We start from the raw sequence: 23987 nt of genomic DNA on the forward strand, positions 1-23987 counted from the left end.
TGTGGTGCCATGCGCTTGCCACCCCCCCCCCTCTCCCCCCCCCCCCCCCCCCCCCCCCCCCGTCCCCCCCCCTCCCCCCCCCCCCCCCCCTCCCCCCCCCCCCCCCCGACGGCTCTCGGGCGCGAGGACGGGCCGCCCGGTCTCAGGCGTCCGTCTCCTCGAGCGCGGCCAGCACGGCCGGCACCGGGATGCGTCCGGAGGCGACCATCTGGGCTCCGCCGCGTCGCAGCGCGGCGGCGAAGGGCGCCGCCCACACGTTCTCGTAGACCAGGATCCCGGCGGAGTTCCCGGGCTCCAGCGCGTTCCCGGCCTCCGCGATGTCGTCCTCGCCGAGCAGGCCGGAGGACACGCCCTCGAACACGGCGAGGTCGAGGGCTCCGTCGCCGTCGAAGTCGGCGACCTCCATGCCGACCACGGAACCGTCCTCGTCCTTTCTCACGAACAGAAGGTCGAGAATCCGAATGATGCCGCGGTCGACCAGGTCCACCAGGATCGGAAGTCCCTCACCCGTCATTCGGTTACCGGGAAACTCCACGACGACATAGTCGATCGGTCCCATCTCGACGAATTCATCTTCGCTCACGGCTTCACCCCTGCGTGGTCATGGTTTTACCCTGCCCCTGATCCATGCCATTGCAGCATCGGTCGGAAGCGGCCGCATTTCGGTACGGCACCTCACGCGGTGAGCTGGTAGATGCTCTTGCCGACCAGCCACAGTCCCAGGAACAGGAACAGCGACACCAGCGCCTGGTCCTGGTGCCGTTCCATCCAGGCACGCAGTCTCCCGAGGCGGATGTGGGCCGTCCGTGGGGCGAACGTCGCGTAGAGCTCCATCGTGAGCAGGCTGGAACTGGCCAGCAGGACGTAGCCCATCAGGGCCGCGTACGACGCCGCGTGGTTGAGGTTCGCGTCCACGACGGTGGAGGCCCCGGCCGCGATCATCCCCCACGGCTGGAGCAGCAGCGCGAGGCCGGCCGCCGTCCAGGGGGAGATGTGTTCGATCCGGGACATGAAGCCGGAGGACGTCGGCCGCTTGCCGAGGTTGCGCCGCCGCCGCTCCGCGTACAGCACGAGTCCCACGCCGATGGCCAGTTTGCCGGCGAGCGCGGCCGTGGACGGGGCGGACCTCGGGGGCGGTGGCTCGCCGCCGGTCATGAGCAGGACCGCGGCGATGATCGCGACGAAGGAGGCGAGCCAGGTCAGGATGAAGGCGAGGCCCTTCCAGATCCCCCGGTCCGCGGAGAGCACCAGCACGAATCCGGTGATCGGCAGGGGGTCGAGGGTGATCGCCAGAGCGATGAGCAGCAGGTCAAGGACCATCGCCGCCCCCGCCTGGTCCCGCGCGGCCGAGCGCCGCGGTGTCGCGCATGCCCCCATCGTCACCTTCCCCATGCACGTCCACAAATCCGGTCCCCCGCCCGGCACGGCGCGGCCCGGCACCTGCCCGTCGGACCGGACGGCACCCTCCCCGTACGGCCCAACGCCGCCCGTGCCGCGGGGCTCGCGGCCCGGCCGGACGGCACCCTGAGAGCGCGGCCACCCGCGGGGGCCCGGCCGGGGCGACACGGGGAGCGGCATGCGCGCGGACGAGGAACCCGGCTCGAACGGCGGCGGCCGAAGCCGCCCGCGCGGGCGCGTCGCTGCGCTGAAGGCCCGGCTGCTGGGGCTGCGCGCAGGCGCCGAGAGACGGTTCCCGGTGATCACCCGCCTCGTCTCGCACATCGGCGCGGTGAACCTGCTGGACTCCGCGACACGGCTCGCCGCGCAGGCGTTCCTGACCGCGGTTCCGCTGCTCTTCGCGGTCGCCTCGTTCGCCCCCGCGCCGGTGCGCGACGAGATCGTCGGCTCGGTGCGGGACATCCTCGGCATCACCGGCGCCGCCGAAGAGGAACTGCGGAAGGTGTCCGGGGCGCACTCCTCAGGCCTGCGCCAGAGTGTCGGGGCGGTCAGCCTGCTGATGGTGCTGCTCTCCGCCACCGCGTGCAGCAGGGCGATGCAGCGGCTCTGCCAGCGCGCCTGGCGGCTGCCGGCCGCGAGCGCGCGCCTGGCCGTCTGGCGCTGGTTCGTGTGGATCGTGACCATGCTCGTCGTCATCGCGCTGCAAGGACCGCTGCGCACCGGATTCGGGGCGGGGTCCTGGCTCGGCATCCCGCTGCTCCTGGTCACCGAGGTCGGTGTCTGGTGGTGGACCCAGCATCTGCTGCTCGCGGGGCGACTCCCCTGGCTGCCGCTGCTGCCCGGGGCGCTCCTGACCGGCGTGGCCCTCACCGTGCTGTCGGTGATCGCCAAGCTGTACGTGCCCAAGGCGCTCAACAACAGCCTGGAGCGCTACGGATCGCTGGGCGCCGTCTTCACCGTTCTGTCCTGGCTGATCGGACTGTGCGTCGTCATCTCCGCGGGCATCACCGTGGGCGCCGTCATCGCCCGGGAACCCGCCGTGGCCCGCCGTCTGGGCTCGCCCGATTAGGTCGACTCGCCGGACATATCGCCCAGAGCTACCTTGGTGATCCAGGCCGGAAGCCCCCTCCACGGGCGGGCCCGGACCACGATCCGAGGACGGTGACCGGCGGAGTCGACCGCCGGGCGCCAACCGGCGCCAGCCGCGTCGGCGACCACACGCGGAGCGTCCCCCATGACCCCCAAGCATCCGGCCGGCAGCCGTCACTCGCACCACACCCCGGCGGAGCGCGCCGCGCTCGGCAAGGCCGCCCGGTCCGCCGTGCCACGCTCCAGCCACGCCGACTTCACGCCCTCGCCGAAGCGGCCCGACCCGGTGGACATCGTGGAGGCGCAGTCCGCGACCCGGGTGCCCGAGCTCGTACCGATCCGCTACGGCAGGATGACCGAGTCGCCGTTCCGCTTCTACCGCGGGGCCGCCGCCATCATGGCCGCGGACCTCGCCGGCACCCCCAGGTCCGGGATCAGGGCGCAACTGTGCGGGGACGCGCACATGCTGAACTTCCGGCTGCTGGCCTCGCCGGAGCGCCGCATGATGTTCGACATCAACGACTTCGACGAGACGCTGCCCGGCCCCTGGGAGTGGGACGTCAAGCGGCTGTCCTCCAGCCTCGTCATCGCGGCCCGGGCGAACGGCTTCAGCCGCAAGGAGCGTGCCGACATCGTCCGGACGACCGTGCGGTCGTACCGCGAGTGGATGAGGCGCTTCGCCGGGCTCGGCAATCTCCCCGTCTGGTACACGCATTTCGACGAGGACTGGGTGCGGACCCACATCGCCGGAGAGCTGGGCTCTCGGGGCCGCGACCGCTGGAAGAAGACGACCGACAAGGCGCGCAGCCGCGACAGCCTCCAGGCGTTCAACAAGCTCACGCACATGGTCGACGGCCAGGCGCTGATCGCCGCGGATCCCCCGCTGATCGTGCCGCTGCAGGACCTGCTCACCGACGTCCAGCGCGGCGGGCTGGAGAAGCAACTCCGCCGGCTGATCGGCAGCTACGGCCGGAGCCTGCCCTCGGACCGGCGGTTCCTGCTGGAGCAGTACCGGTTCGCCGACGCGGCCCGCAAGGTGGTCGGGGTCGGCAGTGTGGGCACGCGTTGCTGGATCATCCTCATGCTCGGCCGGGACGACTCCGATCCGCTGCTGCTCCAGGCCAAGGAGGCGGACGAGTCGGTGCTCGCCCCGTACGCCGGCGCGAGCGAGTACCGGACCCAGGGCGAGCGTGTGGTCGCCGGTCAGCGGCTCATGCAGGCCACCAGTGACATCTTCCTGGGCTGGGAGCGGGCCGAGGGCATCGACGGCCGCCGACGGGACTTCTACGTACGGCAGTTGCGCGACTGGAAGGGCATCGCCGAACCCGAGCTGATGGTGCCGGCGGGCATGCGGGCCTTCGGCGAGCTGTGCGGGGCCACGCTGGCCCGCGCGCACGCGAGGTCCGGCGACCGGATCGCCATCGCCTCCTACCTGGGCGGGGGCGACGTCTTCGACCGCGCGCTCGTCTCCTTCGCGGAGGCGTACGCGGACCAGAACGAGAAGGACCACCAGGCGCTCGTGGACGCGGTGCGTTCGGGGCGCGTGAAGGCCGAAGCGGCCTGACGCCCCGGCCCCCGGCGGGCACTCGCGGCTCTGCCACGCGCCCCCCGCCGTGCCCCGGTCCCACGCTGACCGCTGCCCGCCGCCCGACGCGCGCCACCCGACCCTTCCATCGCTCCCGACCCTTCCATCGCTCCCGACCCTTCCATCGCTCCCGTCCCTTCCAGCGCCTTCACCCCTTCCAGCGCTTCCCCCCTTCCGCCTCTTCCAGCCCTTCCCCCCTTCCGCCCCTTCCGCCCTTCCACCCCCTTCCAGCGCTTCCGCCCCTTCCAGGCTTCCGCCCCTTCCGGCGCTTCCCTCCGACAAGGAGACCCGCATGGATCGCTATCCGCCCATCGCCGACCACGGCCTGGTCGGGGACCTGCAGACCGCGGCTCTGGTGTCGTCCCAGGGCGTGATCGACTGGTTCGCGGCACCGCGCTTCGACTCCCCCAGCGTCTTCGCCGCGCTGCTGGACCACGACGGCGGCGGATACTTCCGTCTCGCCCCCGAGAACCCCGGGGGAACCTGGAAGCAGCTCTACTACCCGGACACCGCCGTCGTGGTGACCCGCTTCATGTCACCGGACGGCGTGGGCGAGGTCATCGACTACATGCCGGTCCTCCCGGGCCCGACGCCGACCGACCGGCACAGTCTGGTGCGCGTGGTCCGTTCGGTCCGCGGGACCGTGCGCTTCGGTCTCGAGTGCCGGCCGCGGTTCGACTACGCGCGGGCGGGCCACGAACTCGACCTCACCTCCCTCACGGCGGCCTTCAGGTCCCCGGTGGCGACCGCGCACCTCCAGGGCAACATCCCGCTCGAACGCGACGGCGACGACGTCCGGGGCGGCATCACCCTGCACAACGGCGAGACGGCCGCCGTCGTGTTCACGGTGTGCCGGCCGGGCGGCGAGGCCCCGCCGCCGCCCACCGTCGACGGGATCACCGAGGACCTCTGGAACAACGTCGACTTCTGGCAGAAGTGGGTCCGCACCTCCAACTACCGAGGCCGCTGGACGGAGATGGTGCACCGCTCCGCGATCACCCTCAAGCTCCTGACGTACGCGCCCACCGGGGCGCCGGTCGCCGCCGCGACCATGGGACTGCCCGAACAGATCGGCGGTGAGCGCAACTGGGACTACCGGTACACGTGGGTGCGGGACGGCTCGCTGTCGGTGCGGGCGCTGCTCGACCTCGGTTTCATGGAGGAGGCGGCGCACTTCACCCGCTGGCTGGGCGAGCGCCTCCAGGAGCGCGAGGGACCGGAGGACGAGCCGCTGCAGATCATGTACCGGGTCGACGGCGACCCGCATCTGACGGAGGAGATCCTGGAGCACTTCGAGGGCTACCGGGGGTCGTACCCGGTACGCGCCGGGAACGGGGCCGCCGGCCAGTTGCAGCTCGACATCTACGGCGAGGCCCTCTACGCGCTGGCCGAGGGCCGGGCGGTGGGGGAACAGGGCGGATACCACGGCTGGAAGGCGCTGAGCGGCATCCTCGACTGGCTCGCGCACTCCTGGGACCGCCCGGACGAGGGCATCTGGGAGACCCGGGGCGGGCGCAAGGACTTCACCTACAGCCGCGTCATGTGCTGGGCCGCGTTCGACCGGGGCCTGAAGCTGGCCGCGGAGTTCAGCCGGCCGGCCGACACCGCCCTCTGGACGAAGGCGCGGGACGACATCTTCGAACAGGTCATGGCGCGGGGCTGGGACGACACCCATCAGGCGATGGTCCAGCACTACGGCGGCGACGTCCTGGACGCCTCCCTGCTGCTGGCGCCCCGCGTCGGCTTCGTCTTCGCGCGGAGCCCCGGCTGGCTGCGCACCCTGGACGCCATGGAGCGCGTCCTCGTCTCCGACAGCCTCGTCTACCGCTACGACCCGCAGGCCTCCCCGGACGGACTGCGCGGCTCCGAGGGGACGTTCAGCCTCTGCACGTTCCTGTACGTCGACGCGCTCGCCCGCGCGGGACGGCTCCCCCAGGCCCGCTACACCTTCGAGAAGATGCAGACGTACGCCAACCACGTCGGCCTGTTCGCCGAGGAGATCGGCCCGAGCGGGGAGCAACTGGGCAACTTCCCGCAGGCCTTCACCCATCTCTCCCTCATCATGGCCGCGACGACGCTGGACGAGGCTCTCGACGCGCTGCGGCCCTGAACGGCGGGATGTCCGGACCCTGCGGAAGCAGTTCGACGGTCACGAAGGACACCACGGCGGCGAGCACGATCACCGGCACCGTTCCCGAGTTGCCCACGAGGAGCACGACCAGCACGACGCAGCTCACCGGCAGCCTGAGCGCGGCGGCGGACGCGGCGGCCATGCCCGCCGCCATCGCCGGCGCCACGCCGAACCCCGGGAGCGGTGCCAGCAGGGCGCCCGTCGCGCCGCCGAGGAACAGCGCGGGAAACACCGGACCGCCCCTGAGGGTGCCCAGACACAGCGCGTACGCGACGGACTTGAGCAGCACCACGGCCACGAGGCTGCCCACCGACCACGCGTGCGGGTGGGCGGCGAGCTGGGAGAGGGTGGCCTGGCCGGACAGGGCCACGTCGGCCGGTGAACGTCCGGTGAGGGCGGCGTAGAGCGCCGCGCAGCCGCCGGCGCCGAGCGCGCACAGCACCGTGGTCCGCATCGTGTGGGCGGACACGGCGCGGGCCGCGTACCGGCCGCCCATGATCACCCAGTGGACGCCGATCCCGATGACGAACGCCATGAGCACCGACCAGACCACGTCCCCGGTGTCCAGGGTCGAGGGCGCGGGGATCCCGACCCTGAGGCTGCCGGTCGACAGTCCGGTCCAACTGCCGAACCCGGTGAACACGATGGCCCCGACTCCGCTGGCCAGCAGGGCGGGCAGCATGACCGCGAACAACTGCGGTCCGCCCACCCCGGCGACCTCCATGAGCAGCACGGCGGCGACCAGGGGACTGCCGAAGATCGCCGAGATGGCCGCCGCGGCGCCCGCCGCACCGAGCAGGGCCGTGCCCGCCTGGGTCGCGGGAGCCCGTACGAGATCCCGGAACAGGAGCGCCAGGCCTCCGCCGAGGGCGATCAGCGGCGACTCGGGGCCGAGCACGGCTCCCAGCGGAAGGCTGGCCAGCGCGGCGAGCGCGACGCCCGGCAGAGCGGATGTCGTCGTCCCGCCGGCGTGGAGTCCCGAGGCCGGGATGTGTCCGCCCCGGCCCGGAAACCACAGCACGATCAGGCCCACCAGGATGCCCGCCAGGAGCATCGGGGGAAGCGGCCACCACCACGGCGGATCCGACCACCCGAGATCGTGCGGCCACTGCTCCCACATCAGGTGTTCCAGCTCGTGGAGGAGCACCAGGAACCAGAACGCGGCGAGCGAGACCGGGACGCCGATCACGGCGCAGAACACCAGCGCCTTCCGGTAGGCGGGCTGGACCAGCATGTTCCTGAGCTGCTCGGCCTCCGTGGGCTGGTTGCCCGGCGGGGACCCGGCCTCGCCGGACCGCTCGCCCGAAGCGGGCCCGGGCTCCTCGGACTTCGGCTCGGTGATGGGTCTTCTCCTGCACGCGTTCGGAGGGACGGCTCGGGGCGCGAGCGTACCCACGGGGCCCGCCGTTGCCGCGCGGCCCGCGCACGGGTCCTCGAAATCCCTCCGGGTGGACGCGCGATCCCCACCCTCACGGCGCAACCCGCGCCGCCGGCGCCGGGGGTACGAGGGACCAGGCTTCCCGCCGTCCGGTCCGCCGGGCGCGGCCAACGCCCCCTCCGTAAGGCCCACTTCACTCCACAGGACGCGGCCTGATGCGTCGTCACGTGTGCCGACCGTCCGGTCCAGGACCTCACCGGTCCCGTACAACCCTTCGGATTCACCGGGAGTCTTCGGACCGTACACATGTCACGGAGAGGAACTCATGTCCCGCTCGCATCACAAGCGTTCCCCGCGTTCCGTCGTCCTCGGCGTCGCCGTCGTCACGGCCGCCCTGGCCGGTGGTCTGCTCGTCACCCTGCCCGACGCCGCGAGCGCCGCCCCGTCGGGCCTCGCCGACGACTTCAACGGTGACGGCTACCGGGACCTGGCGACCGGCGCGCCGGGCGCCGTCGCGAACGGGAAGGCGAAGGCGGGCGCCGTCGTGGTCGACTACGGCTCGGCCGCCGGTATCAGCGCAGCCCGCCACAAGACGACGTCGCAGAGCTCCTCCGGCGTGCCGGGCGACTCCGAGACCTCCGACCGCTTCGGCACCGAGCTCGCCCACGGCGACCTCAACCGCGACGGCTACGGCGATCTCGTGGTGGGCACACCGCTGGAGGACGTCGGCGGCGACGTCGACGGCGGCTCGGTCACGATCCTGTGGGGCGGCTCGTCCGGCCTGTCGGGCGGCACGACGGTCAGCGACCCGAACCCCTCGGGCCACGACCGGTTCGGCCAGTCCCTCGCGGTCGGCGACTTCACCGGCGACGGCAAGGCCGATCTCGCGGTCGGATCCACCGGCAAGGACGTGTGGATCTTCAAGGGCGGCTTCACCAAGGCGGGCGGCGCGGCCGGCAAGGTGCGCTTCGACGCGGGGATCGAGTCCGGCGCGTATCCCGACGGCGCCGTACAACTGGCCGCCGGGGACTTCGACGACGACGGCACGGACGACGTCGTGGTGGGTTCCGCCTCCGGCAACTTCGTCTACCGGGGCACCTCGACCGGGCCCGTCTTCCAGACCGAGGCGGGCCCGGGGTACACGAGCGCGTTCGCCGTGGCCGACTTCGACCGGGACGGACACGACGACCTGGTCGTCGGCACCGACTTCGTCGGCATCCTGAACCCGCCCGCGAAGGGCGGCTACGCCACCGTCTTCTACGGCGGCACGGCGGGCGTCGACACCACGCGCAGCGCCGTCTTCAGCCAGGACACGCCGGGCGTGCCGGGCTCGGACGAGTCCGACGACTGGTTCGGAGCCTCGCTCGCGGCGGGCGACGTCAACGGCGACGGCTACCCGGACCTCGCCGTCGGCGCGGACAACGAGTCCATCGGCTCGGCGGCCGGCGTCGGCAACGTCTGGGTGCTGCGCGGAGGTTCCTCGGGCCTGACGGCGACCCGGGCCCAGTCCTTCAACCAGGGCACCTCGGGTGTGCCGGGCTCGAACGAGTCGTCGGACGGGTTCGGCGACGCCGTCCACCTCGCCGACCACAACCGGGACGGCCGCGCGGACCTGTCGGTGGGGGCGGCCGGAGAGAACAGCGACGACGGCGCCGTGTGGGTGCTGCGCGGCTCCACCTCCGGCGTCACGACCACCGGCGCGGTGAGCTTCGGCCCGGCGTCGGCGGGCGTCGGCAGGTCCGGCGAGGACCCGATGTTCGGGGACGTCCTGTCGGGTTCCTGACACGTCCTGTCGGGTTCCTGACCGGAACGGCCGCCTTCCCTGGTCGCGCGGTCAGGACGGGGGCAGGGGCTGTTCCGTCCAGACCGTCTTGCCGTCGTGGGTGTAGCGGGTGCCCCAGCGCTCCGTGAGCTGCGCGACCAGGAAGAGGCCGCGTCCGCCCTCGTCCGTGCTGAGGGCCCTTCGGAGGTGCGGGGACGTGTGGCTGGTGTCGGACACCTCGCAGATCAGGCACTGGGCACGGATGAGGCGCAGGGTGACGGGGCCGTCCGCGTACCGGTAGGCGTTGGTGACGAGCTCGCTGGCGACCAGCTCGGTGGTGAAGGCCAGGTCCGACAGCCCCCATTCGGCCAGCTTCGCCGTGGCCAGCTCCCTGGCGCGGGCGGCGGCGGTGGCCTCCAGCGGCAGGTGCCAGGTGGCGACGTTCTCCGGCGGCAGCACCCGGGTCCGGGCCATGAGCAGGGCGATGTCGTCGGTGGGGCGGCGGTCCGTGGGGAGCAGTGCCTCGACCACCTCGTCGCAGGTGCGCTCCAGCGGATCGGCGCAGGGGGCGAGGCATTCCCCCAGCTTCTCCAGCGCGGCGTCGATGTCGCCGTCGCGCGCCTCCAGGAGGCCGTCGGTGTACAGCGTGAGCACGCTGCCCTCGGGGAGGTCGAGGTCGTACATCTCGAACGGCAGCCCGCCCAGGCCGAGGGGCGGCCCCGCGGGCAGGTCGAGCACGGACACCCGGCCGTCCGGCGTGGACACCAAGGGGGCCGGGTGGCCGGCGCGTGCCAGGGAGCAGTGCCGGGAGACCGGATCGTAGACCGCGTAGACGCAGGTGGCCCCGAGCACCTGCTCGATCGCCGACTCGTTGCCCTCGGTGTTCGCCTCCATCTCGGCGGCCAGCAGACTGACCAGATCGTCCAGCCGGGCCACCACCTCGTCCGGTTCCAGGTCGAGGCTGGCCAGGGTGCGCACGGCGGCGCGCAGGCGCCCCATCGAGGCCGCGGCGTGGATTCCGTGGCCGACCACGTCTCCCACGACGAGGGCGACCCGGGCCCCCGACAACGGGATGACGTCGAACCAGTCGCCGCCGATGCCCGGTTCACCGCTCGCCGGCAGGTACCGGTGGGCCACCTCGACGGCCGGCAGGTCGGACACCGTGCCCGGCAGCAGACTGCGCTGCAGCGTCAGGGCGGCGCTCTGCTGCTGGGTGAAGCGGCGCGCGTTGTCGATGCAGACGGCCGCGCGCGAGGAGAACTCGTGGGCCACCGCGGCGTCGTCGTCCTCGAAGGGCTCCGAATGGCGCACTCGCCACAGGCTCACCACGCCGAGGACCAGGCCGCGTGCCATCAGGGGCACCGCGATCAGGGAGTGGACGCCGAGCCCCAGGGCGACCTCGATCCGCCGCCGGTCCATGGCGTACCACTCGGGGCGCAGCGACAGCAGCCGTTCGAGGATCGGACGGCGCTCGGCCAGGCACCGCTCCTGCGGAGACCCCGGAAGGAGCGGGACCACCTCGCCCACCTGGAACGGGACCCGTGGTTCCGGCGGTGAAAGGGCCACCCGCAGGAGTGCCCCCGCCATGTCCGAGGGCAGTTCGTCACCCAGTGTCACCGGCTTCAGGAGGTCCACCGAGCAGTGGTCGGCCAGGCCGGAGGCGGCCACCTCGGCGAGTTCCCAGGCGGTCTGCGTCACGTCCAGCGAGGTGCCGATCCGGGCGCTCGCCTCGTTCAGGAGGGTGAGTCTGCGGCGGGCGCGGTAGCGCTGGGTCACGTCCTCAATCGTCTCCGCCACGCCGAGAACCCGGCCCGAGGAGTCCTCCATCCGGAACGCGGAGACGGACACCATCCGTTCCTTCCCGGGAGCATGGCGTGTGCGCGCCGACTGCTCGGTGAAGATCAGCGGTTCGCCGGTCTCCAGGACGTGGCGCACCCGTTCCTCGGCCGGACCCGCGTCCTCGTCGACCAGGAACTCACCGGAACTGCGGCCCACGGGCGCCTCGGCCGTGATGCCGCTCGCCTTCTCGATCGCACGGTTGACCCGGATCACCTTCCGGTCCGGGCCGTGGATGGCCAGACCGATCGGGGACCGGTGGTACAGGCCGTCCAGCAGGGCGCGGTCCCGCTGCCAGGCGACGACCTCGGCGGCGGGTGCACCGACCAGGAACCACTCCTGGCGGTCTGCGTCGCGGGCGATCGCGCGGGCCCGGAAGCCCATCTCCACGCGCCGTCCGTCACGGTGCAGGACGGGCACGACTCCGAACCAGCCCCCCGCCCTCATGGCGTCCACGACGACGGACCGCGCCACGGGCAGGTCGCGGGCGTCGACGAGGAGGTCCCGCCACGCCCGTCCGATCACTTCCTTGGCCGGGTAGCCCAGCAGCTCCTGCGCACGCGCGCTCCAGCCGACCACGGTGCCGTGATCGTCGAGCACGGCCGAGGCGGCGTGCCCGAGGGCGAACGGATCCTCCGGACTCTCGCTGAAATGCATAGACGGCGTCCCCATAACCACCCTTTTGTCTCCGTGCCTCCGATGTTCCTCCTCCCGGTCCCCATCCGCGACTCTCTGTCGCCCCCGGATATCCGGTCGCTCCGGGCAGGCGGGCGCCGTACCTTCATGCCCATGAACAGGCCACTCGTCGCCGTCCTCAGTGGGGCGGGTATCTCCACCGACTCCGGGATTCCCGACTATCGCGGGCCCGAGGGGCTGTGGCGCAAGGATCCCGAGGCCGAGAAGCTCGTCACGTACGAGTACTACATGGGTGATCCGGAGATCAGGCGCCGGGCGTGGCTGATGCGGCGGGAGAGCGGTGCCCTGGGGGCCGAGCCCAATGCCGCGCACCGGGCGGTGGCCGAACTGGAGCGGGCCGGGGTCCCCGTGCGGGTGCTCACCCAGAACGTGGACGGGCTGCACCAGCTCGCCGGCATGCCCGAGCGCAAGGTGCTCGAACTGCACGGCACCGCGAGGAGTGTCGTGTGCACCGAGTGCCACGCGCGCGGGCCCATGGAGGACGCCCTCGCCCGGGTCGACGCCGGGGAGGACGACCCGGACTGCCGCGCGTGCGGCGGGATCCTCAAGCCGGCGACCGTCATGTTCGGTGAACGGCTCGACCCCGTCGTCCTCGGCCAGGCCGCCGCCATCGCGAAGGCCTGCCAGGTGTTCATCGCCGTCGGCAGCAGCCTCCAGGTCCATCCGGCGGCGGGCCTCGCCGACGTGGCCGCCGATCACGGAGCCCGGCTCGTCATCGTCAACGCCGAGCCGACCCCGTACGACGAACGCGCCGACGAGGTGATCCGCGAACCGATCGGCACCGCTCTGCCGGAGCTGCTGCGGGGGCTGCACGCGGCGAACCGATAGCCACGCATGCCGTGTCAGGCCGCCGCCGCCCAGCTTCCAGGGTTCGGCCAGGGCCATCGCGGCAAGGCCGGCCGCTCCGGCTCGTCGCCGGCCTGCCACCCGCGGCCGCTCGCCAGGGGTCCGTTCGAAGGACCGCCGGGAGCGGCGGGCCGGGTGGTGGCAAGGCCTGCTCCTACGTTCGGTCTCATGACGAACGCGTACACAGACCAGGCCCAGACGCTCACCCGGCGGGGCGCTCTCGCCGGGCTCGCGGCAGGGGCGGGGGCAGTCGCACTGTCCGCGGCGTCCGCCGCCCCGGCGAACTCGGCACCGGCGTTCGCGACGCAGCGTGACGCCCACCGTCCGGCCCCGGCCCACGCACCCGACGCGTCGCCGACGCCCGGCGCCATGCAGTTGTTCGCGGACCCGGGGCTCAACTTCAACGCGCTGCTCGCGCTCGGGGGCGCCGGGTTCGGCGCGGCCGAGGTCGGCGAGGTGCTGACCGCCGTCAACGCCATCAACGCCGCCGGGGCGAGCGAGCAGACCTACACCGCGGAGTTCCGCCGCTGGGGCGACCGGTTGACGGCCACCCCCTCGCCCCACGAGCAGACGCGCCGCGCCCAGTCGCTGCGCGCCGCCCAGTACTACGGGCAGGCGCTGTTCTTCGTGCTCGGCTCGGAGACCCCGGGTGACGAGAAGAAGATCTATCTGGCGGGGCGCCGCTCCTGGGACACGTTCGCACGGCTGTGCACGCCGGCGGCGATCACCGCCCAGGTCCCGTACCAGGGCGGGATCTCGATCCCCGTCTGGTTCTTCCGCCCCGACGACTCGGGAAGGCCCCGGCCGACGGTCATCCTCACGAACGGGAGCGACGGCCCGAACGTCGACATGTGGACCTACGGGGTCTCCGCCGCGCTCGCCCGCGGCTGGAACGCGCTCGTCTACGACGGTCCGGGTCAGGGCCAGTTGCTCTTCGTCGACCAACTCGTCTTCAGCCCGCGCTGGGAGCAGGTGGTCTCGCCGCTCGTGGACTGGCTGGAGCGCCGCGGGGACGTCGACGCGCGTCGGATCGCGCTGACCGGCCTCTCCATGGGCGGTGACCTCGCACCGCGCGCCGCGGCCTTCGAGCACCGCATCGCCGCCCTGGCCGCGCTGCCGGGCTGCCTCGCCCCGTGGCTCGGCTTCCCGCCGGAGCTTCGGGACATCGTGGCGCCGGACAAGGCGGAGACCAACCGCATCTGGAACGAGGAGGTCGCCCCCGGACTGTCGCCGTCCGAGCGGTTCGTCCTCGAGAAGCGGATCGAGCCCTTCTCGATCCCGGCGATGCTCGCCGCCCGCCGGGGCCGGCTCTTCACCGACTTCTGGACCCCGGCCCAGCGGATCATGGCACTCGACATCACCCGGATCGTGGGCCGCATCAAGTGCCCCACTCTGGTCCTCGACTACGACGACGAGGTCTTCTACCCGGGTCAGCCGCGCGAGTTCTTCGATCTGCTGCGCACCCGGAAGGAGTTCCGGCTGATGCGGGCGGCCACCGGTGCCCAACTGCACTGCTCGCCGATGGCGCCGCAGCAGCACTGCGAGGTGGTCTTCGACTGGCTGGAGGACACCTTGGGCCGGGGCGACCGCGGCTAGTCCGCGTCAGGCCGTCGCGTTCCCTGCGACGGGATCCTTCCCTACGGGCGGATCCCGTCGCAGGCGATGGGGAGGTGGCGCGGGCCGCGCAGTACGGCGTTCCGGCGGTACGGGGGGACCTCCTCCAGGAGGCGGGGGTTCTCCAGTCTCCGGGCCAGTTCCGACAGGGCGAACTGGGTCTCCAGCCGGGCCAGCGGCGCGCCGAAGCAACTGTGGATGCCGCTGCCGAGGCCGAGGTGCTGGATGTCCTTGCGGTCCGGGTCGAAGCGGTCCGGGTCCGCGAAGCGCTGGGGGTCGCGGTTGCCCGACGCCAGGACCAGCCAGATGGGGGCGCCCTTGGGGATGGTGACACCGCGGACCTCGATGTCGGCGAGGGCGGTGCGCTGCGGCACCAGTTGCACCGGCGGTTCGAAGCGCAGCAGCTCCTCGACGATGGGCACGGCCAGCCGCGGATCGGCGCGCAGCCGCTGGAGTACGCCGGGGTTGCGCAGCAGGGTCAGCATTCCGTTGGTGATCAGGTTGACCGTGGTCTCGTGGCCGGCGATGAGCAACAGGGCGGCGGTGCTGAGCAGTTCCATCGTGGTCATGGGACCGTCCTCCCCCTCGGCCGTGGCCAGTTGGGAGAGCATGTCCTCGCCGGGGTTCTTGCGGCGCTCCTCGATCAGACCGGCCAGGTACATGCCGAGCTGCATCCGGGCGTCCTGCGTGTCCTCGCCCCGCTGGGCGGTACCGGCGTCCGGGTCGGGGTCCAGGCTCGCGGCGAGGGTGTCCGCCCAGACGTGGAAGCGCGCCTCGTCCTCGCGCGGCACGCCGAGGAGCCGGCAGATCACCGTCACCGGGAACGGATACGAGAACTGCTCGACCAGGTCGATCCGTTCCGGGTCGCCGATGCCGTCGATGAGTCCGGTGACGATGTCGTGGAGTTCTCCGCGCATCCCGTCGACCCGGTGGGGCGAGTGCGGCGGGCCGAAGGGACGGTTCGTCATCCGCCGCAGCCGGTCGTGCTCCGGCGGGTCGAGCCGCAGGAAGCCCGGCGGGAGGGTGCTCTCCTCCGGGGGCGCCCCGGAGGCCAGCGGGTCGGCCGCGTTGGAGGCCAGGTTGCGGGCGTCGGAGCTGATCCGGGGATCGTGCAGCAGGCTGCGGATCTCGTAGTACGTGCTGACCACGTACGGCCCGTCGGCCTCGTGGTGGACCGGCGTCTTCCGCAGCTCCTTGTAGATCGGGTACGGGTCGGCCCGGTTGGCGTAGTCCAGGATCTGGTGCAGCAGCGATGGCGTCATGGCGGGTCCTAGAGTCCTCGTGGCCGTGCGGTCAGTGCGCCGGGGTGAACGTCAGCCGGCGGTCGGCGGGCGAGTATCCGCTGAGGGTCACGGTGGGGCCGTGGGTGGGGACCGAGGGGTCGGGGAAGTCCGCGTCCATCGGCCGCTGTCCGTCCGGGCGCCGGTCGACCGTGGCGAACGCCGGCGGGAACGGCGCGGTGGTCTCGATCAGTTCCTGGTAGAACGGCAGCCACCGGCCGTGGTCGAAGGCGACGGCGCCGATGACGCGCCCCTGGTATCCGTAGACGCCGAGGAACCGGTGGTCCGCCAGTGAGCCCTGGGCGATGAGGATCTCCGTGCCCATCGAGGGGATCCCGACGGATTTGATGTTGATCCCGAACTGCGAGGACCAGAACGCCGGCACCTCCATGTGGGGCAGCCGGTCGCTGCTCTCGCTGAGCATGTTGTGCGCCGCGATCCGGGCCTGCGAGACGGCGTTGCCCCAGTGCTCCAGGGAGAGGAACTGGTAGCCGAACAGGGCGTGCGGGCTGCGCGCGACGTCGCCGGCCGCGTAGATGTCGTCGGTGACGATGCCGCGGATGTCGAAGGCGCGGCAGCCGGCGTCGCAGGCGATGCCGCGGGGTCCGGCGCCGAGTCCGGACCCGGCGAGCCACTCGGTGTTGCGGAGGGCGCCGAGCGAGACGATCACCACGTCGGCCTCGACGGTGGACCCGTCGGACAGGTGCGCGGCGCGCACCCGTCCCGAGGCGTCGCCCTCCAGGCGGGTCACCATGACCCCGCACCGCAGGTCCACCCCGTGCTCGCGGTGCATCTCGGCGGCGACCGCGCCGACCACCCCGCCGAGCGCGCCGACCAGCGGACCGGAACCGCGTTCGGCGACGGTGACGGGGATGCCGCGTTCGCGGCAGGCGGAGGCGATCTCCGAGCCGGTGAATCCGGCCCCGATGACCAGCACCCGCCGGGGCCCCGCCTCCAGCCGCCGCGCGAGGGCGGCGCTGTCGTCCCGGCCGCGCAGCACGAAGACGCCGTCCAGGTCCGCCTCGTCCTCGTGCGGCCACGGTCGCGCCCGGGTGCCGGTGGCGATCAGCAGCCGGTCGTACGGCACCTCGTCGCCGTCGGCCAGGCGCACCCGCCGGGCCGCCATGTCCAGTCCGGTGGCCGGGGTGCCGAGCCGCCAGGTCGCGTCGACGGCCCGGAGCCTGGGCAGCGCGGTGCCCTCGGCGCTCGCACGGCCGAGCAGCACCTGCTTGGACAGCGGGGGCCGGTCGTACGGTTCGCAGGGCTCGTCGCCGATCAGCGTCAGGGACCCGGCGAAGCCCTTGTCCCGCAGGGCTTCGGCGGCCCGCAGACCGGCCAGCGAGGCGCCGACGACGACGATGCGGCCGTCGCGCTTGAGCCGTTCCAGCGAGCTGTCACCGGGCACCGGACACCGCCTCGGCCGGCCCGTCCGCGGCGCGTTGCGTGCCGTCGGTCCCCGCGTCACCGGGTTCCACCGTTCCGGGTTCGACGGCGTCGACGAGCACGGCCTGGACGGGGCAGGCCGCGGCGGCCCGGTCCAGCTTCTCGCGGTGCGCGTCGTCGGCGTCCGGGTCGTACAGCAGGGCCTCCCGGCCGTGCATGGCGAAGATCTCGGGGGCGAGGAACGCGCACTGCGCGTACCCCTGACACCGGTTCAGATCGACGGCAATCCTTACCACGGGATCGGTCCTCTCCAATGGCCCGTTCAACCCTCCTGCGACCACTGTCGGCGGGAGGAGGGGAAGCCGCGACGAGGGCAAGACCGTTCGAGTGAGCGCCGCGACCGGGGCCGACCGCAGTGGCGGGCGCGCCCGGGGGCAGACGGGCGTGCGCGGGAGGTCGGGCGGGCGTGCGCGGGGTCAGGCGGGCGCGTCCTCGCGTACGGCGGCGGGAGGCCGGCCCCGCAGGATGTTCAGGCTGAGGAGCAGCGCCCAGGCCGGGAAGACCATCTCGGACCAGGGCACGCCCGATCCCGCCACGAGCAGGGTCAGCCCGGCGAGGTAGCCGATGACGACGAGGGGGCGCGGGAGGGCGCCCAGACGGCGCCCGATGGTCGAGGTCGCGATGATGAACACCGCCGCCATGCGCATGGCGTACGTGGTCAGCAGGGCGTACGCGAAGTGGCTGCCGAAGGCGGAGTCCTGCCCGCCCTCACCGAGCACGGTCCCGGCCGCCGCCGCGGCGCCGAACAGCATGGCGACGAAGACGACGCCGCTGCCCAGGAACACGGTGGCGACGAACCGGTCCTCGGCCCGGCCGCCCTGCTCGCGGAGGGCACCCATGAACCACAGGAAAGCGATGCCGGCGAACGGCACCAGTTCCAGCGCCGTACGGACGCCGCTGCGCTGTCCGGCGTCGAGGGTCACGTCGTCCCCGCCGCCGGGCAGGGCGACGCGCACCAGCGTGATCGCGGCGGCCGTCAGGAGCGCGAAGGCAACCCCCGCCACCCCGGCGGCCCGGCGCGTCGCGAGGCGCTTGTGCTTCCGCTCCATGGTCTCCCGCTTTCTGCCTGCTCCCCCTTCGTACAGACATCAGTGATCGCGGGGCCACGCCACCGGGGTCACCCGGGCGGAAGGCCGCGGTGCGCCATACAGGTCACGCGTTCGCGCTCACCTCGACGGAGAGGTCGTTGTCGACGGTGTAGTAGGGGCGCAGGGCGGCACCGCCGACGTCGGCGGGCGGGTAGACGACGATCTCCTTGCGGTCCGCGAGGTCGTCGAGGAGACGGCCGACGCGTATCCGGGGTGCCTCGGCCCCGGGGCGGACGAAGACGTCCCAGACCCCGGCCCCCGACGGTGTCCCGGCCGCCAGCTCCGCGTAGTCGACGGTGAAGGAGAGGCTCCGTCCCTCGTCCTCGGCCCGCGGCTCCACCGTACGGGCGGTGGCACCGGCACCCCGCAGCCGCAGGCTCACGACGGCTCCCTCCTGGAGCGAGGCGCCGTGCAGGCGTGCCCTGACCGTCATCGACCGCCCGGTCACGTCGACCGCCTCGGCCTCCGCGTGGGCGGGGCGCAGCCAGGCGCGCACCGCGAGGTGGCCGTCCTTGGTGACGTAGGGGATCCGGACGGAGACCGGGGACGGGCGGTGGCGACGGTGTCCGTCGACGAGGGCCCGCAGATCGCGCGGGCCGGGGCGCGGACGCTGCCGCTCGGCTCCCGGTTCCCCAAGGAGGTACACGTCCCAGCGGCCCTCGGCGAGCACGGGGTGCGGGTCGAGGACCGCCCGCCGGCGCTCCCCGGCGGGCTCGAAGTCGAGGACGTGGAGGTCCTTTTCGGGCTGTCCCTTCTTCGGGCGCAGTCGCAGCAGCAGCCGCTGCCCTTCGGGCGACCCGGGTGGCAGGTCGAAGGTGATCCGGCCGTCCGTGCCGATGGAGCACCCGAGGTGCGGGGGCGTCCCCGTGTCCGTGGTCATCGCTGCCTCCGCAGGGTGCGCAGCACTCCGTCGGCGGCGCTGTGCGCCACGTCGCGCAGCGCGAAGCCGTGGCCGGCCAGGACGCGGCGGGCGGCGGAGCGTTCCCGCAGCACCGGCCGGCCGGCCCTTCTCGCCGACACGGCCTCGGCGAACAGGCGTTCCGCCTGGGTGACGACGGGGCCCGGGGCGAATCTGCGGGCGTTCTTCCTGGCCGCACGGCCCGCGCGCAGGCGCCACTCGTCGTCGCGGACGAGTCCCCGCAGCGCCTCGCCGAGCGCGTCGCGGTCCCCGACGGGTACGAGTCGGCCGTCGACGCCGTCCTCGATGATCTCGCCCGGTCCGTGCGGGCAGTCGGTGCTCACCACCGGCAGACCGCAGCTCATCGCCTCGATGATGGTCATGCCGAACGCCTCGTAGTCGGAGGCCGCCACCGCGATGGAACCCTTGACCCACTCCGCCTCCATGGGGGTGGCCGCGCCCATCAGGAGGACCCTGTCGTACAGGCCGAGGTCCGCTATGAGCCGCCGCAGCGGCTCGTGCTCGTCGCCCCTGCCGTAGATGCGCAGCCGCCAGTCGGGATGTTCGGCGGCGACCCCGGCGAAGGCCTCGACGATCAGGTCGTACCGTTTGACCGGGACCAGACGGCCGGCCGCGATGATCACCTTGGCGGATCCGTCGGCGGGCGGCAGCACGGATTCCGGCACGCTGTTGGGAAGCGCCTCCACCCGGACTCCGGGCATCCGCACCTTGCGCCGGTAGGCGGCGGCGTCCGCCTCGGTCACCGTGGTGAGCGTGTCGAGCCGGCGGTAGGCCCGGCGCAGGGCGGAACGCAGCCGGGGCGGATGGTTGTCCAGGGTGAGGTGCTCCTGGCCGACACGGGCGACGTGCCGCGGGGCCTGGAGCGCCAGATGGACGTTGAGCCCCGGTCTGGTCCCGATCACCACGTCGGCGTCGGTCTGCGCGAGATACGCGCCGATCCGCTGGTCGGTCAACTCGCTGTACTGCCGGTAGCGGTACTCGGCGCGGGGGAACACCCTCGCGGGTCTCAGGTGCGCCGGATGCTCCTTCTCCTGCCGCAGATCCACCAGCGACCTCAGCGAGACCGCGGGGTCCAGGGACAGCGTCGGCCGCTCACGGTGCCGCAGGGCCGAGACGATCTCCACCTCGTTCCGCGCGGCGAGCGCGCGGGCCAGATTGAAGGTGGTGGAGATCGTGCCCCCGATCCCATAGGCGTTGTGGAGCAGAAAGGAGATCTTCATGGCTGTTCAGACTCTGTCAACTCCCCATGGGTTGCGGCCTGTTACCAACAAGTTTCCCCCAGCGGCGGCCACGGGACGGCCGGCGGTCAGAAGAGTGCCGCTCCGCTCTCGAAGTCCAGGAGCTGCCGCTTGCGGTCCAGGCCGCCGCCGTAGCCGGTGAGACCGCCGCTCGCGCCGATCACCCGGTGGCAGGGCACGATGATCCCGATCGGATTCCTGCCGTTGGCGAGACCGACCGCGCGGGAGGCGCCCATGTTGCCCAGGGCTTCGGCGAGTTCGCCGTACGACCTGGTCTCGCCGTAGGGGATCTTCCGCAGTTGGTCCCACACGCTGAGCTGGAAGGGCGTCCCGATCAGGCGCAGTTCGACGGTGAACTCCTTCAACTCGCCCTTGAAATAGGCGTCGAGCTGCTCGGTGACCTCGCCGAAGAGGGTGTCGTCGCGCTCACCGAAGGTCTCCTCCGGCGGACGGTGCCGCTGACCGACCATGTGGAGGCCGCACAGGACGCCGTCGTCGTCGGCGACGAGGGTGAGGGGGTCGTAGGGGCTGTCGATGACCGTGTGCCGATTCACTGGGCGTCCTCGGTGCGTGAGATGCGTGCGGTGCGTGTCGTGCGTGCGGCGGATGTCGCGCCTGCGCTGCGTGTCGTGGCTGTCGTGCGTGTCGTGCTTGCGGCGCGTGCGGTGTCCGGAGCGCCCGTCGGCGTCGGCAGGAAGTTGATCGGGTGGCTGTCCGTGGCCCACAGGTACTGGACCGCGTACGCGCGCCAGGGACGCCAGGCCGCGGCGCGGGCCGTCAGCGCGGCGGGGGTGGACGGAAGCCCCAGCTCCCCCGCGGCACGCCGGATTCCGAGGTCGGTGGGGAGGAAGGCGTCCGGGTCCCCGAGGGCGCGCATCGCGATCACGTCTGCGGTCCAGGGGCCGAATCCGGGGAGCGCGAGAAGCCTGGCCCGCGCCTCCTCCCAGTCGCTCTCCACTCCCAGGTGAAGTGTTCCGTCGGCGAGCTGCCCCACCAGTGTGGTGAAGGTGGTGCGCCGGGTGCGGGGCATCGCGAGCGACTCGGGGTCCACCGAGGCGAGCGCCTCCGGCGAGGGGAAGAGGTGGGTGAGGCCACCCTCGGGGTCGTCGACCGGATCGCCGTACGCGGCCACCAGGCGGGCGGCGTGGGTACGCGCGGCGGCCGTGGAGACCTGCTGCCCCAGCACCGCCCGTACGGCGAACTCGGCCTCGTCGACCGTGCGCGGCACCCGGCGGCCGGGGGCCTTGTCCACGAGCGGCGCGAGCAGCGGATCCGTGCGGAGCTGGTCGTCGACCGCCACCGGGTCGGCGTCCAGGTCCAGCATGCGGCGGCAGCGGCTGATCGCGACGGACAGGTCGCGCAGGTCGCTGAGGGCCAGCCGGCACGCGATGTGGTCCGGCATCGGTGTCAGACCGACGACACCGTGCCCGTACGGCAGCCGCAGGGTCCGGCGGTACGCGCCGTCGCGCCACTCCTCCACCCCGGGCACGGCGGTGGCCGCGAGGTGCCCGAAGAGGTTGTCGGGGTTGAGCGGGGCGCGGAAGGGGAGCCGGAGGTTCAGGCCCCCCGGCGTGCCCGGGGCCGCGGCGGTGGCTCCGGCCCGGCTCCTGGGCAGCCGGGCGCGCAGTTCGCTCGGGGACAGCGCGAAGACCTCGCGGACCGTGTCGTTGAAGGTGCGGATGGAGGAGAACCCGGCGGCGAAGGCGATCTCGGCCATCGGGAGCGGTGTGGTCTCGATGAGCAGCCGGGCCGTCTGGGCGCGCTGGGCACGGGCGAGCGCCAGGGGTCCCGCGCCGAGTTCGGCGAGGAGCTGCCGCTCGACCTGGCGGGTGCTGTAGCCGAGCCGGGCGGCCAGGCCCGGTACGCCGTCGCGGTCGACGACCCCGTCCCCGATCAGCCGCATCGCGCGGGCCACCAGGTCGGCGCGCTGGTTCCATTCGGGTGAGCCGGGGCTGGTGTCCGGGCGGCATCGCTTGCAGGCCCGGAATCCGGCCTGCTGGCAGGCGGCGGCGCTCGGGTGGAAGATCATGTTCTGGGGCTTCGGCGGCACGACCGGGCAGCTCGGCCGGCAGTAGATCCTCGTCGTCGTCACCGCGGTGAAGAACCATCCGTCGAAACGCGCGTCCTTGGACTGGACGGCACGCACGCAGCGTTCCCTGTCCGTGTGCATCCCGTTCTGCATGCCTCAAGCATCGGGCACCCCGGAGGGTGGGGCTGGCGAGAATCCGACATCGACGTCGGCGCCGGGAGACCCGCCACGGGCGGACGGAATCCCGTCAGCGGGCCTCCTCGCCCTGCGCGACCTCCACCTGGTGGTGGAACGCGACGACACCCGCCCCCGACGCCCCGGCCGAGACGGCGGCGCAGGCGGCGAGCAGGAGGGCGATCCAGGCTGCGGCCCGGGGGTGGCGCCGGGGGGTGGAGAGCAGGGCGGCGACCCGCTCGGGCACGGGGCCCGTGGTGGCCGCGGGGGCGAAACCGGGGCGGGCGGAGCGGGCCTCGCCGACGGCCAGGGCGGCCCGGGCGATGGCCCGGGCGGTCAGCCGCCGGTCTCCCACGACGGCGGCCGCGGCCTCGTCCGCTGCGCGCTCCGCCGCGAGCGCGACGGTCGCGCGGACCGTGCGCAGGCCCGGGTGGCAGTGGGCCGCGAGTTCGGCCACGACGAGGAAGCGGTGGTGACCGCCCGCGTTGTGGGCCCGCTCGTGGGCGAAGAGGACCTCGCGCTCGTCGGCGCCGAGGCTGCGCAGCATCGCGGTGGTGACGACGATGCGGTGCGGCCGGCCCGGGAGCGCGTACGCGTCGGGGTGCGGCGACTCGATGACGCACAGGTCACCGGCGGCGGGACGGCGGTCGGCCTGGCTGCGCGCGACGCGGAAGGCGCGGACCTGGCGCAGCGCCGAGCGGACGACGGTCCACGCGCCGACGGTGAGAACACCCGTCGCCGCGGCGGCGGCGGGCAGGACGACGAGGTCCGAGGCCGTGCGCAACGGGTGGACGAGGTCACCGAGGCCGGCGAACAGGGGCACCTTGAGCAGGCCCGTCAGGACGAGCGCGCCCAGCGAGGCCACGGAGGCGCCGGCCAGCACGACGAGCGCGAGGGTCACCGACCACAGCGCGGCCACCGGGGTGAGCCGGTCCAGACAGCGCCGGGCCAGCGGTCCCAGCGCGAAGGGGACCAGCAGGGGCACCAGCAGGAGAAGGATCATCCCTCACCCGGTTCCGGGCGGGCGCCGAGATCCGGCTCCAGCAGATCCCGCAGGAGCCGCTCGTCGTCGGGGCTGAGCTGGGCGACGAAGCGGGCCAGCGCGGTCTCCCGGTCGTCGTCGCGGTCGAGCTCGGTGTGCATGCGGCGCGCGGTGAGCCCGTGCGGGTCCTGGACGGGGAAGTACGCGTACCCCCGGCCCAGCCGCTCGCGGCCGACGATCCCCTTCTCGTGCAGCCGGGACAGGATCGTCGTCACGGTCGTACGGGCCAGACCGGAGTCCAGCTCGGCCTGCACGCGGCCCGGCGTGAGCGGCACGCCCGCGGCCCAGAGCGCCGCCATCACACCGGCCTCCAGCTCTCCCGCCGGCCGGCGTTCGTCCTTGTCACTGCTCATGGGAACGATCCTCACCCCGCCATCGTCTACAGTTCAGTAGACCGTCTACAGAATTGTAGTCAGTCGGGTCCGGGTTTCGACCGTGC

General features: G+C 72.9%; 19 protein-coding genes and 1 pseudogene. 6 read left to right on the forward strand and 14 right to left on the reverse strand.

Features of this window, described 5'->3' with window-relative positions; all coding sequences use genetic code 11:
* Positions 1 to 142 precede the first annotated feature (142 nt).
* Entirely contained in the window at positions 143 to 559 is a 417-nt protein-coding gene (locus ACZ4TO_RS05890; RefSeq protein WP_468023791.1) for a DUF6325 family protein, read from the reverse strand.
* 116 nt (positions 560 to 675) lie between these two features.
* Positions 676 to 1320, reverse strand: a complete 645-nt coding sequence (locus tag ACZ4TO_RS05895) for a GAP family protein (protein WP_382788737.1) — start codon at positions 1318 to 1320, stop codon at positions 676 to 678.
* Between the two features lie 256 nt (positions 1321 to 1576).
* On the opposite strand from ACZ4TO_RS05895, the gene ACZ4TO_RS05900 reads away from it, so the two are divergent.
* From ACZ4TO_RS05900 to ACZ4TO_RS05910, 3 genes are all read left to right on the forward strand, one after another.
* Positions 1577 to 2467, forward strand: coding sequence for a YhjD/YihY/BrkB family envelope integrity protein (locus tag ACZ4TO_RS05900; protein ID WP_468023525.1), 891 nt, complete (start codon positions 1577 to 1579; stop codon positions 2465 to 2467).
* A gap of 165 nt (positions 2468 to 2632) precedes the next feature.
* Positions 2633 to 4051, forward strand: a complete 1419-nt coding sequence (locus ACZ4TO_RS05905) for a DUF2252 domain-containing protein (protein WP_468023526.1) — start codon at positions 2633 to 2635, stop codon at positions 4049 to 4051.
* Between the two features lie 313 nt (positions 4052 to 4364).
* Positions 4365 to 6182 (forward strand): glycoside hydrolase family 15 protein, encoded by a 1818-nt coding sequence (locus ACZ4TO_RS05910; RefSeq protein WP_382788079.1) that lies wholly within the window; start codon positions 4365 to 4367, stop codon positions 6180 to 6182.
* On the opposite strand, the gene ACZ4TO_RS05915 is transcribed toward ACZ4TO_RS05910, so the two are convergent.
* On the reverse strand, positions 6133 to 7437 hold the full coding sequence (locus ACZ4TO_RS05915) for a chloride channel protein (RefSeq protein ID WP_468023792.1): 1305 nt from the start codon (positions 7435 to 7437) through the stop codon (positions 6133 to 6135). The two genes, ACZ4TO_RS05910 and ACZ4TO_RS05915, sit on opposite strands and share 50 nt — an antisense overlap.
* Before the next feature lie 469 nt (positions 7438 to 7906).
* Here ACZ4TO_RS05915 and ACZ4TO_RS05920 point away from each other — a divergent pair, with 469 nt between their 5' ends.
* Entirely contained in the window at positions 7907 to 9364 is a 1458-nt protein-coding gene (locus tag ACZ4TO_RS05920; protein WP_468023527.1) for an FG-GAP-like repeat-containing protein, read from the forward strand.
* A gap of 51 nt (positions 9365 to 9415) precedes the next feature.
* Here the strand turns inward: ACZ4TO_RS05920 and ACZ4TO_RS05925 are convergent, their stop codons facing one another.
* Entirely contained in the window at positions 9416 to 11836 is a 2421-nt protein-coding gene (locus ACZ4TO_RS05925) for a SpoIIE family protein phosphatase (protein WP_468023528.1), read from the reverse strand.
* 132 nt (positions 11837 to 11968) lie between these two features.
* Between ACZ4TO_RS05925 and ACZ4TO_RS05930 the strand changes: the two genes are divergently transcribed.
* Positions 11969 to 12703: an SIR2 family NAD-dependent protein deacylase gene (locus ACZ4TO_RS05930; RefSeq protein WP_382788085.1), complete on the forward strand. Its 735-nt coding sequence runs from the start codon at positions 11969 to 11971 to the stop codon at positions 12701 to 12703.
* Positions 12704 to 12889: 186 nt separating this feature from the next.
* Positions 12890 to 14317 (forward strand): alpha/beta hydrolase family protein, encoded by a 1428-nt coding sequence (locus ACZ4TO_RS05935; protein WP_468023529.1) that lies wholly within the window; start codon positions 12890 to 12892, stop codon positions 14315 to 14317.
* A 41-nt stretch (positions 14318 to 14358) separates the two neighbouring features.
* Here the strand turns inward: ACZ4TO_RS05935 and ACZ4TO_RS05940 are convergent, their stop codons facing one another.
* The 10 genes and pseudogenes from ACZ4TO_RS05940 to ACZ4TO_RS05985 all read right to left on the reverse strand — a co-directional run bounded on the left by ACZ4TO_RS05940 (position 14359) and on the right by ACZ4TO_RS05985 (position 23901).
* Positions 14359 to 15597, reverse strand: coding sequence for a cytochrome P450 (locus ACZ4TO_RS05940; RefSeq protein WP_468023530.1), 1239 nt, complete (start codon positions 15595 to 15597; stop codon positions 14359 to 14361).
* A 31-nt stretch (positions 15598 to 15628) separates the two neighbouring features.
* Positions 15629 to 17020: an NAD(P)/FAD-dependent oxidoreductase gene (locus ACZ4TO_RS05945; RefSeq protein ID WP_382788092.1), complete on the reverse strand. Its 1392-nt coding sequence runs from the start codon at positions 17018 to 17020 to the stop codon at positions 15629 to 15631.
* Positions 17010 to 17294, reverse strand: coding sequence for a ferredoxin (locus ACZ4TO_RS05950; RefSeq protein WP_382788094.1), 285 nt, complete (start codon positions 17292 to 17294; stop codon positions 17010 to 17012). The genes ACZ4TO_RS05945 and ACZ4TO_RS05950 overlap by 11 nt, the downstream gene beginning before the upstream one ends.
* Positions 17295 to 17474: 180 nt before the next feature.
* Positions 17475 to 18107 carry a hypothetical protein gene (locus tag ACZ4TO_RS05955; protein WP_468023531.1) on the reverse strand — a complete coding sequence of 211 codons (633 nt, stop codon included), beginning with the start codon at positions 18105 to 18107 and terminating at the stop codon, positions 17475 to 17477.
* A gap of 103 nt (positions 18108 to 18210) precedes the next feature.
* Positions 18211 to 19026 carry a hypothetical protein gene (locus tag ACZ4TO_RS05960; protein ID WP_468023532.1) on the reverse strand — a complete coding sequence of 272 codons (816 nt, stop codon included), beginning with the start codon at positions 19024 to 19026 and terminating at the stop codon, positions 18211 to 18213.
* Positions 19023 to 20285, reverse strand: coding sequence for a glycosyltransferase family 4 protein (locus tag ACZ4TO_RS05965; RefSeq protein WP_468023533.1), 1263 nt, complete (start codon positions 20283 to 20285; stop codon positions 19023 to 19025). The genes ACZ4TO_RS05960 and ACZ4TO_RS05965 overlap by 4 nt, the downstream gene beginning before the upstream one ends.
* Before the next feature lie 86 nt (positions 20286 to 20371).
* A complete protein-coding gene (locus tag ACZ4TO_RS05970; protein ID WP_468023534.1) occupies positions 20372 to 20857 on the reverse strand; it encodes a methylated-DNA--[protein]-cysteine S-methyltransferase in 486 nt (161 codons plus the stop codon).
* Between the two features lie 134 nt (positions 20858 to 20991).
* Positions 20992 to 22485, reverse strand: a pseudogene (locus ACZ4TO_RS05975) (AlkA N-terminal domain-containing protein); the annotation flags it as partial.
* A gap of 94 nt (positions 22486 to 22579) precedes the next feature.
* The gene (locus ACZ4TO_RS05980; RefSeq protein WP_468023535.1) at positions 22580 to 23509 is read right to left on the reverse strand and encodes a M48 family metalloprotease; all 930 of its coding nucleotides are present in this window, start codon (positions 23507 to 23509) and stop codon (positions 22580 to 22582) included.
* Positions 23506 to 23901: a BlaI/MecI/CopY family transcriptional regulator gene (locus ACZ4TO_RS05985; protein WP_382788106.1), complete on the reverse strand. Its 396-nt coding sequence runs from the start codon at positions 23899 to 23901 to the stop codon at positions 23506 to 23508. The genes ACZ4TO_RS05980 and ACZ4TO_RS05985 overlap by 4 nt, the downstream gene beginning before the upstream one ends.
* Positions 23902 to 23987 lie beyond the last annotated feature (86 nt).

It is taken from the genome of Streptomyces sp. NPDC028298 (assembly GCF_055565895.1).